Annotated in this window: 10 protein-coding genes; 3 read left to right on the top strand and 7 right to left on the bottom strand. The window is 66.0% G+C overall.

Features of this window, described 5'->3' with window-relative positions:
* Positions 1–146 precede the first annotated feature (146 nt).
* The 6 genes from GM1_RS04360 to aceE form a co-directional block, all read right to left on the bottom strand.
* The gene (locus tag GM1_RS04360) at positions 147–1,598 is read right to left on the bottom strand and encodes an acyl-CoA carboxylase subunit beta (protein WP_008376884.1); all 1,452 of its coding nucleotides are present in this window, start codon (positions 1,596–1,598) and stop codon (positions 147–149) included.
* A gap of 27 nt (positions 1,599–1,625) precedes the next feature.
* A complete protein-coding gene (locus GM1_RS04355; protein WP_008376883.1) occupies positions 1,626–2,891 on the bottom strand; it encodes a KasA/KasB family beta-ketoacyl-ACP synthase in 1,266 nt (421 codons plus the stop codon).
* A gap of 1 nt (position 2,892) precedes the next feature.
* On the bottom strand, positions 2,893–3,195 hold the full coding sequence (gene acpM / locus GM1_RS04350; RefSeq protein WP_008376882.1) for a meromycolate extension acyl carrier protein AcpM: 303 nt from the start codon (positions 3,193–3,195) through the stop codon (positions 2,893–2,895).
* 112 nt (positions 3,196–3,307) lie between these two features.
* Positions 3,308–4,219: an ACP S-malonyltransferase gene (locus GM1_RS04345; protein ID WP_008376881.1), complete on the bottom strand. Its 912-nt coding sequence runs from the start codon at positions 4,217–4,219 to the stop codon at positions 3,308–3,310.
* Positions 4,220–4,413: 194 nt separating this feature from the next.
* The gene (locus GM1_RS04340) at positions 4,414–5,703 is read right to left on the bottom strand and encodes a PucR family transcriptional regulator (RefSeq protein ID WP_008376880.1); all 1,290 of its coding nucleotides are present in this window, start codon (positions 5,701–5,703) and stop codon (positions 4,414–4,416) included.
* A 120-nt stretch (positions 5,704–5,823) separates the two neighbouring features.
* Positions 5,824–8,604: a pyruvate dehydrogenase (acetyl-transferring), homodimeric type gene (aceE, locus tag GM1_RS04335; protein ID WP_052005303.1), complete on the bottom strand. Its 2,781-nt coding sequence runs from the start codon at positions 8,602–8,604 to the stop codon at positions 5,824–5,826.
* A 220-nt stretch (positions 8,605–8,824) separates the two neighbouring features.
* Here aceE and GM1_RS04330 point away from each other — a divergent pair, with 220 nt between their 5' ends.
* The 3 genes from GM1_RS04330 to GM1_RS04320 all read left to right on the top strand — a co-directional run bounded on the left by GM1_RS04330 (position 8,825) and on the right by GM1_RS04320 (position 10,437).
* Positions 8,825–9,352 carry an Rv2240c family protein gene (locus tag GM1_RS04330; RefSeq protein WP_008376878.1) on the top strand — a complete coding sequence of 176 codons (528 nt, stop codon included), beginning with the start codon at positions 8,825–8,827 and terminating at the stop codon, positions 9,350–9,352.
* A 180-nt stretch (positions 9,353–9,532) separates the two neighbouring features.
* The gene (locus GM1_RS04325; RefSeq protein WP_008376877.1) at positions 9,533–9,952 is read left to right on the top strand and encodes a DUF3052 domain-containing protein; all 420 of its coding nucleotides are present in this window, start codon (positions 9,533–9,535) and stop codon (positions 9,950–9,952) included.
* On the top strand, positions 9,949–10,437 hold the full coding sequence (locus tag GM1_RS04320; protein WP_008376876.1) for a peroxiredoxin: 489 nt from the start codon (positions 9,949–9,951) through the stop codon (positions 10,435–10,437). The genes GM1_RS04325 and GM1_RS04320 overlap by 4 nt, the downstream gene beginning before the upstream one ends.
* A gap of 21 nt (positions 10,438–10,458) precedes the next feature.
* Here the strand turns inward: GM1_RS04320 and GM1_RS04315 are convergent, their stop codons facing one another.
* Entirely contained in the window at positions 10,459–12,951 is a 2,493-nt protein-coding gene (locus GM1_RS04315) for an acyltransferase family protein (protein WP_008376875.1), read from the bottom strand.
* Between the last annotated feature and the right edge of the window lie 62 nt (positions 12,952–13,013).

Below are 13,013 nucleotides of genomic sequence, written 5' to 3'. Positions count from 1 at the left end.
TTCACCTCCGATTCGACGAGGAACGTCTTCCCCAAGGCACCGCGTCGAGATCGGATATCACACTACTGATACAGAGTATGCCTTGTGAGGTGCGTGTTGCGCTAGGTGTATCTGGTGTGGATGTGCTGTCGGGCGGTCGACAGCTGTCAGAGTGGGATGTTCTTGTGGCGACCGCGACGCGACGGTGCTGCGGCGAGAGCCTCAGCGAGACGACTGCGGGTCACCGAGGGGTCGATGATCTCGTCGACGACACCGATCGACTGAGCGCGGCCGACGCCGCCCGCAATCTGCTCGTGCTCCACTGCCAGACGGTCGTGGAGGGCTTCGCGCTCGTCCTCGGGAGCTGCGGCGAGCGTCTTCTTGTGCAGGATGCCGACAGCGGCTTTGGCGCCCATCACGGCGACTTCGGAGCCGGGCCAGGCGAACACGGCGGTCGCGCCGAGGGCGCGGGAGTTCATCGCGATGTATGCGCCGCCATAGATCTTGCGGGTGACGAGGGTGACTCGGGGGACGGTGCACTCGGCGAACGAGTGGAGCAGTTTGGCTCCGCGCCGCACGACGCCGTTCCACTCCTGTCCGACGCCGGGCAGGTAACCGGGGACGTCGGTGAGCACAACGATCGGGACGCCGAACGCGTCGCAGAGCCGCACGAAACGAGAGGCCTTCTCGGCGGCCTCGGAGTTGAGGCAGCCGCCCATGCGCAGCGGGTTGTTGGCGATCACGCCGACCGACCGGCCGGCGAGCCTGCCGAAGCCGATCGTGATGTTCGGGGCCCACTTGGCCTGGATCTCCTCGAACGTCGAGATCTCAGTGGCACCGTCTGCCGCGAGTTGGGTGTCGAGCAGGTTCTCGACGATCGGATGGACGTCGTATGCGCGACGATTCGACTCAGGGAGCAGCGCGCGAAGGTCTTTGTCCTCGGCTGCCGCATGCGTCATGTCGATCGAGCCCTGCTGAGAGAACGTGGTCACCAGTCGACGAGCACGCCAGTAGGCGTCGAGCTCGGAGTCGGCGGTGATGTGGCTGACGCCGGAGCGCTTGCCGTGCGTGTGAGGTCCGCCGAGCTCCTCCATGCTGACGCTCTCGCCGGTGACGCTCTTGACCACGTCGGGGCCGGTCACGAACACACGTCCGTCCGGGGCCATGATCACGACGTCGGTCAGTGCAGGTCCGTACGCTGCTCCGCCTGCCGCGAATCCGACGACAACGGAGATCTGCGGGACGTAGCCGGAGGCGCGCACCATCGCTTCGAACACGCCGCCGACCGCGTGCAGTCCTTCGACGCCCTCAGCGAGGCGCGCACCACCGGAATGCCAGATGCCCACGACCGGAGCCTGGTCTGCGATGGCGGTGTCGATCGCGTTCACGATGTGAGCGCAACCGACAACCCCCATGGCACCGCCCATCACGGTGCCATCAGTGCAATAGGAGACGGTGCGAACACCGTCGACCTCACCGACGGCTGCCAGCACACCCGATTTGTCGCGGGGGTGCAGGAGCTCGACGGTTCCTTCGTCGAAGAAGGTGGTCAACCGAAGCAGCGGGTCTCGGGGATCCGTCGCTTCCTCACGGCCGGGGATGGGTGCCAGTGTGGTCATCGGTTTCTCCTATGCGTGGAGGGTGTGTCAGTACCGGCCGAACGCCAATGCGACGTTGTGGCCACCGAACCCGAACGAGTTGCTGATCGCGTAGTCGATCTGTCCGCGACGAGCTTCACCGTGCACGACGTCGATGTCGCCGCACTCCGGATCCTGGTTGTCGAGATTCAGCGTCGGGGGAATGACTGACTCCTCCACCGACTTGATCGTCAGGACCGCTTCGAGGGCGCCGACGGCGCCGATCGAGTGGCCCAGAGCCGACTTGGGCGCGTAGATGGCCGCGTGATTGCCCACGGCCGCCTGAATGCCTTCCGATTCGGCGGTGTCGCCGATCGGCGTCGACGTCGCATGTGCGTTGACATGCGTGATGTCGGACTTCTGCAGGCCTGCGGTCTGCAGTGCGCGTGTCATCGCACGCGCGTTGCCCTGGCCCGACGGGTCCGGCGCCACGAGGTGGAAGCCGTCGGACGTGATTCCCGAGCCGAGCAGTCGAGCGTGGATGTGAGCACCGCGCGCCTTGGCGTGGTCCTCGCGCTCGAGGATCAGCATCGCTGCTGCTTCGCCGAAGACGAAGCCGTCACGATCTTTGTCGAACGGACGCGACGCTGCCGCCGGATCGTCGTTGCGGGTGCTCATCGCACGCATCATCGAGAACGCCGCGATCGGCACCGCGTCGATGTGTCCTTCGACGCCGCCGGTGACGACCATGTCGGCGTCGCCGAACACGATGTGCCGCCAGGCGTGCGCGATGGCTTCAGCACCCGAGGAGCAGGCCGACACCGGAGTGATGACGCCGGCGCGTGCGCCGATGTTCAGACCGGCGACGGCGGCGGGGCCGTTGGGCATCGTCATGGAGACGGCGAGCGGCGAAACCTTGCGGTAGTTGCCGGTCTCGCGGAGCACCCGGTCGGCGTCCATCATGGCCTCGGCGCCGCCGATGCCGGTGCCGAGCACGACGGCGAGTCGATCCGGGTCGACCTCGGGTGTGCCTGCCTGCGCCCAGAGGCGCTTGCTCAGCACGTGCGAGATCCGCTCGACGTACGCCATCCGGCGTGCCTCGATGCGCGTCACCTCAAGAGACGGGTCTTCGAGGAACTTGCCGCCGATGCTCACCGGCAACTTGTACTGCTCGATGTAGTCGTCGGTGAGCGTGCGGATCCCGGACTTCCCTGCGACGAGATTCTCCCAGGTGGTGTCGAGATCTCCGCCGAGGCTGGTGCTGGCGACCATGGAGGTCACCACCACGCTGGGGAACTCTCCGCCCCTGGTTGAAAAATCACGCAGTTCTGTCATATCAGGCCTGGCTCGCCTCGATCTGAGCGGCGATCGCTGCTGCGGTCTCCGGGTTCTCGGCCTCGAGCTTCTGGACGTAGGCGACGGTGTCGCCGACGGTGCGCAGGCTGGCGAGATCCTCATCGGGGACCTTGACGCCGTACTTGTCCTCGACCTGCACGGCGATCTCGACCATCGACAGCGAGTCGATGTCCAGGTCGTCGACGAACGACTTCTCGAGGGTCACTTCTGACGGCTCGATGCCGGTGACCTCTTCGACGATCTCTGCGATGCCGGCGACGAGCTGTTCCTGAGTGGCGGCCACGATGTGGCTCCCTTCTTCTGGGTGTTGCTTGCGGGGGTTTCGGAGGTCAGCGGGTTCGCTGTTGGACATCCGCTCGGGTGGAGCGGCCTCCGACGGCCGGGGGTGTCCGGCCTCATCCAAGTCCTGGGAGGTCCTCCAGATCTGCGGGGACCTTGACGGCGCGCGAGGGCACGCCCTTGAGTTCACGTTTGGCGATGCCCACCAGGGCACCTGCCGGCGTGAGTTCGATGATGGAGTCGACGCCTGCGGAGCGCATCGTCGCCGAGCACAGGTCCCACCGCACCGGGCTGGTGACCTGGTCGACGAGCTTCGCCAGAGCGGCGGCGCCGTCGGTCACCGCTGCGCCGTCGGAGTTCGACAGCAGGGTGCGGTTCGGATCGTTCGGAGTGATGTCGGCTGCGGCTGCGGCGACGGCATCGCGTGCGGGTGCCATGTAGTGGGTGTGGAATGCGCCGGCCACTGCGAGCTTGCGAGTGCGTGCCTTCTCCGGCGGGTTGGCGATCAGTTCGTCGATTGCCGCGACAGATCCTGCAGCGACGATCTGGCCCACCGCGTTGCGGTTCGCGGGAATGAGGTCGAGTTCGGCCAGCCGTGCGAGAACGGCGGTCTCGTCGCCGCCCAGCACTGCGGCCATGGTCGTTGCTTCGAGGGCGCAGGCTTTGGCCATCTCGGCGCCGCGGATGCCGGCGAGGCGGACTGCTTCGTCGGCGGTGATGACGCCGGTGATGGCCGCCGCCGCGAGTTCGCCGACCGAGTGGCCCGAGACGATCGTGTCGGCGGGGAGCTCGCCCTTGCGATTGCGGATCTCATCGAAAGCGAGGAGTGCGGAGACGACGACGAGCGGTTGTGTGACCGCGGTGTCGGTGATCTCGTCTGCGGTTGCGACGGTCCCGAGGCGCACGAGGTCGAGGCCGACCGTCTCCGACCATGCCGCGACACGATCGTGGGCACCGGGCTGCTCCAACCATTCGGTGAGCATGCCGGGTGTCTGGGAGCCCTGTCCGGGCGCAAGCAACGAAAGCACGTGACAAGACAACACCCTTGACGGGCTGCCCGATGGTGTTGAGTCGTATGAACCTGCAGAATGAAATTTGTGGGAACCCTACAAATGAATCCCGAAGGGCATCCGCATCGTCACCATGCCGTGATCCGTTACCGATATGAAGAAAATATTCCAACACCTGGCGCTATATCAAGATTCTCCGTGACGCCTGTGACTCAGGTTACGATTGTCGTTGCTTGTTGCTGATTTCGGGACAGTCGAGCGACGGTAAGTGCCACCCGGAGGACATATGCGTCCCGGGAGTTACCTGGGTCACGTCCCGTGATGTCGGTCACCTTTTTTAGTCGATACCGCACAGTGTTCGGATGTATGTACAGCTCCCGCGCGCAGGATTCGATGGACCCGCCCGCATCGAGGTACGCCTCGAGGGTCGACTGCAGAGTCTGGCCCTCGCCCCCGAGTGGCGTGATCAGTGAGTCGATCAACATCTGTGCCGCGGTCTGGTCGCCGTTCAAGGCGCGCTCGGGGAGCAGATCGGAGCTGTGCACCGGTCTGGGGGCGCCGGGCCACCCGCGGACGGCGTCTGCGGCGGTCATCGCTTCGACCGCCGAGGCGTGGGCCACGGTCAGGTTGGGCATCGTCGGTCCGATGACGACGGGGCCGTCCGCGAAGTTGTCGAGCAGATCGGTAAGGAATCTGTCGGTGGAGCTGAGCTGGCCGCCGACGATGGCGACCAGAGTGCTGCCCTGGACCACGGTCAGCGTCGCCCGGTCGTGGTGCTTGCCGGTGTTGTGAATCGCGAGCGGGACCGAAACGTTCTGCTCGGGTGGTGGCGTCCCGACGATGACGGTGGCCTGTGTTTCGCTCGGCCAGTTGAGGGCAGCGGCGCGGGACAACAGTTCGGTGCTGCCGTCGCCGCGGACGACGGCGTCGACGACGAGGGCTTCCATTCGCGAATCCCATGCGCCGCGCGACTCCGCGGCTGATGCGTAGATCGCCGCTGCGGCGAAACCGATCTCACGGCCGTAGCGCAGCACGGACTCGGTCAGTGCCCGCAGTTGGACGTCGTTCCTCGCCAGCAGCGGCAGCCACTTCTCGAAGAACTCCATGGCGACGCGGACCATCTCGACGGTCTGCAGGAGGGTGACTCGCCGTGCCAGGTCTTGGGGCACCACCTGAAACGCCTGCACGGTGAACTTCACGTTGCCCTCGGGATCCTGGATCCACTCGACGAAGTTCACGACCGATGTCTGCACGACGAGTTGGACGCTCGCCTTCTGCCCGGCGTCCAACTCGGTGAAGTAGGGGAGTTGCTCTGACATAGCGTGGACGGCCTCGGTCGCGAGTCGTCCGCTGTACAGCTTCATGCGTCGCAGCAGTGCATCGGGCAGCGCATCGTGCACGGTGGCGGGCGCGGGCACGTGAGCCCCGCGGCTGTTGTAGAGCACACCGGATGCGGCGCTCGCGGCGAGCGCTTCGCTGGTTGGTTGCTGTTCTTCGGGCACACGACCAATCTAACGTGCAGGTCGTCGGCGGTGAGCAGGGTACGCTCGGCCGGGTTGTGCGAAGGGTGCAGATCGTGACCAGCATGTGGTCACGATCTGCACCCTCAGTGGTCGGTCCGACTATGCGACGCCGGGGTCGCTGGTCTGCTCCGGCGCGGCGGTGACGTCGGTGATCTGGTACTTGTCGGCGGCCTGTGCTGCCACCGAGCGGTCCACCTCGCCGTCACGGGCCAGCCCGACGAGGACGCCCACGGCGATCGACTCCGCGTCGATGTTGAAGAAGCGTCGAGCGGCGGGACGGGTGTCAGAGAACCCGAAACCGTCCGCGCCCAGTGTCAGATAGGTGCCGGGGACATAGGCCCGGACCTGCTCCTGAACGCCGCGCATGTAGTCGGACACGCCCACCGTCGGTCCCGACGAGTCGGCGAGGAGTCCGGTCAAGTGCGGGATGCGCGACTGCGTCGGGTCCCGCAACTCGCCACGGTCGGCGTCGATGCCGTCGCGTGCCAGCTCCGACCACGAGGTGATGGAGTACACGTCTGCGGAGACGTCCCATTCGTCGGCGAGCAGATCCTGAGCTCGCAGGGCGTCGCCCATGGTGACGCCGGAGACGAGGATGCTGGCTCGATGCGTCTTGCCTTCGGGGCCCTTGCGGAACAGGTACCCGCCCTTGATCAGGCCGTCGACGTCGAGGCCGTCAGGTCGCGCAGGCTGTGTGATCGGCTCGTTGTAGACGGTGATGTAGAAGTAGACATCGTCCGGGTTGTCGCCGTACATGCGGGTCAGGCCGTTGTCGATGATCGCGGCGAGTTCGTACGCGAACGCCGGATCGTACGAGACGACGCCGGGATTGGTCGCGGCGATGAGCGGTGAATGACCGTCGGCGTGCTGCAGACCCTCGCCGGTCAGCGTCGTCCGACCGGCCGTCGCGCCGATCACGAAGCCTCGCGACATCTGGTCGGCCGCCGCCCAGAACCCGTCGCCGGTCCGCTGGAACCCGAACATCGAATAGAAGATGTACAGCGGGATCATCGGCTCGCCGTGCGTGGCGTACGACGTGGCGACCGCGGTGAAGCTCGCGGTGGAACCGGCCTCATTGATGCCCTCGTGCAGGATCTGACCTTCCTTGGCCTCCTTGTAGGCGAGCATCAGTTCGGCGTCGACCGACCGGTACTGTTGACCGTTGCGGTTGTAGATCTTGAGCGTCGGGAACCACGAGTCCATGCCGAATGTGCGCGCCTCGTCGGGAATGATCGGCACGATGCGCTTGCCGATCTCCTTGTCACGCAGCAGTTCCTTGAAGATGCGGACCAGGGCCATGGTGGTCGCGACCTGCTGATTGCCCGATCCCTTCGCGGTGACGGCGAGGGCTTTGGTGGTGTCCGGGTGCAGCGGGATCGTCGTGGTCCGACGCGATGGAAGGAAACCGCCGAGGTCACGGCGACGATCGAGCAGGTACTGGATCTCCGGTGAGTCCGCGCCGGGGTGATAGTACGGCGGCAGGTATGGATCGGCCTCGAGCTGAGCGTCGGTGATCGGGACACGCGAGGTGTCGCGGAACGCCTTGAGATCGTCGAGCGTCAACTTCTTCATCTGGTGCGTGGCGTTGCGACCCTCGAAGTGCTTGCCGAGTGTGTAGCCCTTGATCGTCTTCGCGAGGATGACAGTCGGCTGCCCCTTGTGATTCATCGCGGCGTTGTATGCGGCGTACACCTTGCGGTAGTCGTGGCCGCCGCGCTTGAGCTGCCAGATGTCCTGGTCGGTGAGGTTCTCCACGAGCGCCTTCGTGCGCGGGTCGCGGTTGAAGAACTGCTCACGGATGAACTGCCCGTCGTTGGCGCGGAACGTCTGGAAGTCGCCGTCGCGCGTCTTGTTCATCAGGTTGACGAGGGCGCCGTCCTGGTCGGCGTGGAAGAGCGCGTCCCACTCGCGGCCCCAGACGACCTTGATGACGTTCCAGCCCGCGCCGCGGAAGAACGACTCGAGTTCCTGAATGATCTTGCCGTTGCCGCGGACCGGGCCGTCGAGGCGCTGCAGGTTGCAGTTGATGACAAAGGTCAGATTGTCCAGGCCTTCCGTCGCCGCGACGTGCGCGAGACCCCGCGACTCCGCCTCGTCCATCTCGCCGTCGCCGAGGAACGCCCACACGTGCTGATCGGACGTGTCCTTGATGCCGCGGTCATGCAGGTAGTGGTTGAACCGCGCCTGGTAGATTGCGTTCATCGGGCCCAGGCCCATTGACACCGTGGGGAACTGCCAGAAGTCGGGCATCAGACGAGGATGCGGGTACGACGGCAGGCCGCCGCCGAGTCCGGCGTGGCTGTGCTCCTGCCGGAACCCGTCCATGCGGTGCTCGTCGATGCGTCCCTCGAGGAACGCGCGGGCGTACACACCGGGGGAGGCGTGGCCCTGCACGAAGATCTGATCGCCGCCGCCGGGATGGTTCGGTCCGCGGAAGAAGTGGTTGAAGCCGACCTCGTACAGCGACGCCGAGGACGCATAAGTCGAGATGTGCCCTCCGACTCCGATGCCGGGGCGCTGAGCTCGGTGCACCATGATCGCGGCGTTCCACCGGATGAACGCGCGGAACCGGCGCTCGAGGTCCTCGTCGCCGGGGAACTCGGGTTCGAGATCGGTCGGAATCGTGTTGACGTAGTCCGTCGAGGTGAGCGGCGGCAACGCGACACGATTGTCGTCGGCGCGCTCGAGCATCCGAAGCATCAGGTAGCGGGCCCGCTCCGGGCCTGCCGCACTCAGCATCGCGTCGAACGATTCCAGCCATTCATCGGTTTCGGTCGGATCGCTGTCGGCGAGGTACGACGCGACGCCGTCGCGGATCACCTCGACGCGGCTGCTGCGCGTGGGAGTGTCGTTGGGGCCGGTCGTGGTCGGGTCAGTCACAAATCCACCATTCTCGTCGGCGAGCCGGGGACAGGTCGGCGGGCTCGCTGTGGGGCCGTCGGGGTGTGACGGCGGATCGATTAGGGTCCACAAGGATTCTTGGTGGACCACTGTTCCATCGTGCCGTAAATCACCGCTCCTGGCAGTCGATGTGCCCAGTCACACGTCCTACTCTGCGGTAACCTGATTCGATTCATTTCACGGGTGGGAGGGCGAACCGATGGTGGTCCGTGCTGGAGCAGGCGTCACGGCCCTGATCGTGCTGTCGGCACTGGTCGTCTCGTGTTCGCAGGAGACGCCGCCGGAGCCGTCGACCGCCGCGGCGCCGTCGTCGGTCGGCAGCAGTCGCGCTGCGTCGGTTCCGACCGCAGAACGCTCCGAACTGGAGAAGATCGCCGCAGTCCAGGTGTGCCGCAATGTGATCACCTCTGCGGGAGCGATGGTCCGCGACTACAACGTCTTCATCACCAAACTCAACAGTGTGCAGTCGTACGCCAAGATGTCCTCCGAGGACCGCTGGGCCGCCGACACTCTCACCGCGGGCGCCGACCAGGTGCGCAAGGCCATCGCGCCGGCCACGCCGTCGGACCTCCTCGGTGCGGTCAACCGTTTCGTGGACAGCTCCGACGATCTGGCCGAGCGGATCGGCGAGAAGCAACTCGGCGGCCTCAACGCCGCATCGGACACCTGGGGCACCGACCGCACCGCGGCTCTGAACAAGTGCTCGGAGTTCCTTCCAGCCGAGTGAATCCGTGCCCGCAGAACACGTTCGGGCGGAGGAAACACCGGGTGTGCACTGTCGGGATGTCCGTTGAACCTCTAGTCTTGAACTGAGTTTCACTCGACAGTGACCCGACAGCCGTGAATGCACGGCAAACGGCACCGCGGGTGAACAGGACACTTGTAAACAAACGGGAGGACACACGCGGTGGTAGCCGCCACGGACGACAAGGCGAGCAAGCTCGGATTCACCAACGGAATGGTGATCCAAGAGCGCGGTTGGGACGAGGACACCGACGACGATCTGCGCATCGAGATCGAAGACGCGATCGATGCGGAGATGCTCGACGAGGACGCGATCGATGTAGTCGACGCCGTTGTCCTGTGGTGGCGAGACGACGACGGTGACCTCGTCGACGCGCTGATGGACGCCATCGGTCCCCTCGCCGAAGGCGGATTCATCTGGGTGCTGTCGCCGAAGACCGGTCGCGACGGTTACGTCGACCCGTCGGTCATCGCGGAGTCGGCGCCCACCGCGGGACTCACTCAGACATCGGTGACGAGCCTCGGCGACTGGACCGGTGCACGTCTGGTGACGCCGAAGGCTCGGTCGGGCAAACGAGCATGACGAAGCCGGACAGCGTTGCTGTCGGCCCGCTCCCTGTCGGATCGGTTGCGCCCGAGTTCGAGCTACGCGACCAGAACAACCGGCGAGTGACATTGTCGACCCTTCGTGAGAAGGGCGATGTGCTGATCGTGTTCTTTCCGCTCGCCTTCACGGGCACGTGCGAAGGTGAGCTCGGGTACATCCGTGACAATCTGCCGAAGTTCGACGACACCACTCTGACGACCGTCGCGGTCTCCGTCGGTCCGCCGCCGACCCATAAGGTGTGGTCGTCGGCGCAGGGCTACCTCTTCCCGATTCTCTCGGACTTCTGGCCGCATGGCGGAGTGGCGAGCGAGTACGGAGTCCTCGACACCGACCGCGGGTACGCCAACCGGGGAACCTTCCTCGTGGCACGCGACGGGACGGTCCGCTTCTCCGACATGGTCGGGCCCGGTGAGGCCCGCACGGTCGACACCTGGGACGAAGCGCTCTCGCTCCGCTCCTGATCCGCCTGTGGCGCAGGCGACTCAGGGCTGCGGCGGAACGACCTCGCTCGTCGACTTCAGGACGCAGCCGGCGGGCGGCAGATCCGTCGCCGGGTACATGGTGGCCAATGCGACTGCGAAGCGGCGAGCACGTTCGACGTAGCCCGCTTCGGTGTAGTGAACACCGTCTTGGAACCAGTTCTGCTCGGTTTCGCCCGCCCAGTCGTAGACCCGAAGGTTCGGGTACCGCTTGCACGCCCGGACGAGCGCACGGTTGAAGTTCCGCATCGCACCGTTGTCGTACGCGGGATTCTCGTTGAGGCGATTGGTGATGACGGTCGGCCACAGAACAGGCTGACCGACGAGCGGCTTGAGCAGGTTGTCGATGCGCATGTCGACGGGCCCGGCGCCGCCGACCTCCACGTTGGCGGTGTCGTTGATGCCCATCGCGATGACCCAGCAGCCGTGCACGCCTCGCCTGAGGGCACCTTCGATCGACTCGGTGGCGTTGGGCTGATCGTTCACCCGTTCCATGCTCGAGCGGCCTCCGACGACGTCTTCGATGTACGTCTTCGCGCCGACCTCGCGATAGCGACCTTCGAGGCGCAGCGCGACGTTCGGTTGCATTCCCGGATCACTCATGCCGATCGACGTCGAGTCGCCGACGTGGATCACCGTTGAACACTTGGTGCGGCGCTGCCCGGCGGGCAGCGTGGGCCCGTAGCGTTCGGGCGCGGGGCCCTCATCGATCTCCTCATCGATGCCGCTGCTGCCGTCGTCCGACTTGTAGAGAGCCGAGACGATCGGGAGGTCGGGGTTGAGCTTGGACACGGCGACCATCGACCCGACTGCCAATCCGAGGACCACCAGCGTCGCGAGAACGGCGCGGGCGGGGGAGCGGCGCTGTTCCGGCTGCTCGGAGGCCTGAGCGGGGATCGGCTCAGGATCCGGGGCAGCGGCCGCTGTGACGTCGCCGTCGGTGTCGTCGATCGGAGCGGTCGGCGCCGTGGGCGTCTCGTCTGCCTTGGGCGGAAGGTTCAACACGCTCGGGGCCTTGGACAGCACGGTGACGCCGGTGGGCACGCGGAAGCGCACGGTCTCGGCGGACGAGGGCTCGGCAGAGCCTCCCGGGGTCGGCTCGACGTCGGGCGTGTCGTCGGCGGCCGGCGCGCTGATGTCGACGGTCTCCTCGACGATCGGCGCGCGAAGCACCACGTCCACCGGCTCCTCGAGCAGTGGGCGGGGCTGCGACGGAGCCGCTGTCGCGGGGTCCCAGCCGGTGACGGAGGGAACGGGTTCCTGGGGGTGTTCGTCGGCCATCGGGGGCTCCTCAGTGGGGAGGTCGTCGGGCGTCGCCGACCGGAAAGGTCGCGCGAGGGTGGTGAAGGCGGCGACGGCCGTGGCCCACAGCGCGGCGCGCATGGTGTCCTCGTGGCGTCGGGGCGTGGTGAGCGCTGCACGGAACCCGTACTTCCGGATCGGGTCCTCCACGTAGCGCCACGAGAGGGAAGCGATGACAAGAGTCGCGATGACCACCACGATGGAACTGATCAGCGGTGATCCGCCGCGGATGATGCCGGGCAGGAACGCCACCAGTGGCATGTGCCAGAGGTAGATGCCGTACGATCGTTCGCCGATCCACCGGAACGGCTGCATGCTCAGGACTGTCGCGACGAGTGTCGACGGGGTCACCGCCGCCATCAGGACGCCCATCGTCGCCACGGTGAGGACCGCGATTCCCCAGTCGTAGAGCTCGAGTGAGTTGTCGCCCGTCGTCATGCACAGGTAGACGATGCCTGCGAGTCCGGCGATGCCTGCGACATCGAGCACACACCGTTGGTTGTGAGTGACCGTACGCGCGCGTGCCGGCCACCAGAAGGCGAGGGCCGCGCCCATCAGGAGTGCGCCCGCACGTGTGTCGGTGCCCTCGTAGGCGCGGGTGTTGTCGAAGCCGGCTTCGGCGAGCGTGGTGAGCAGGAAGAACGAGCCGAGAGCCAGGCCGAGCGTCACCAGGCTGATCAACCAGCGCTTGCGCAGGACCAGGTAGAAGAGCCCGAGCAGGAGCGGCCACAAGATGTAGAACTGCTCTTCGATCGACAACGACCACATGTGGCTCAGCGGGCTCGGGCCGCCGAACCGCTCGAAGTACGAGGTGTCCGACAGGATGGTGTGCCAATTGTTGACGTAGAACAACGCGCTGAGCGCTTGGCCGGAGTAGGTGCCGAGCTTGTCGGGGATCACCACGGCCGTCGTGACCAGCGTGGCGATCAAGACGAGGACCACGGCGGGCAGCAGCCGTCTGGCCCGTCGGAGCCAGAACGTCTTGAGATTGAGCCCGCCGGTGCGCTGGTGCGTCGCGATCAGCAGTGAGGTGATGAGGTAGCCGCTCAGGGTGAAGAACACGCCGACGCCGAGTAGTCCGCCCCTGAACCCGGGGACCTGCAGGTGATACAGCAGGACCACCGTGACCGCGACGGCGCGGATGCCGTCGAGGCCCGGTAGATAGGACGATTCGTTGTGCGTGGGACGTGGCATGTCCGGGCGGCACCCCCTGATGCGGTGAGACAGTGTGCGACGACGTGCTCTCCGCTCGACTG

Origin of the sequence: Gordonia malaquae NBRC 108250 (genome assembly GCF_000344135.1) — a bacterium.
Taxonomy (GTDB): Bacteria; Actinomycetota; Actinomycetes; order Mycobacteriales; family Mycobacteriaceae; genus Gordonia; species Gordonia malaquae.
The sequence above is the reverse complement of the archived record's forward strand: the minus strand, read 5'-3'. Positions and strand labels throughout refer to the sequence as shown.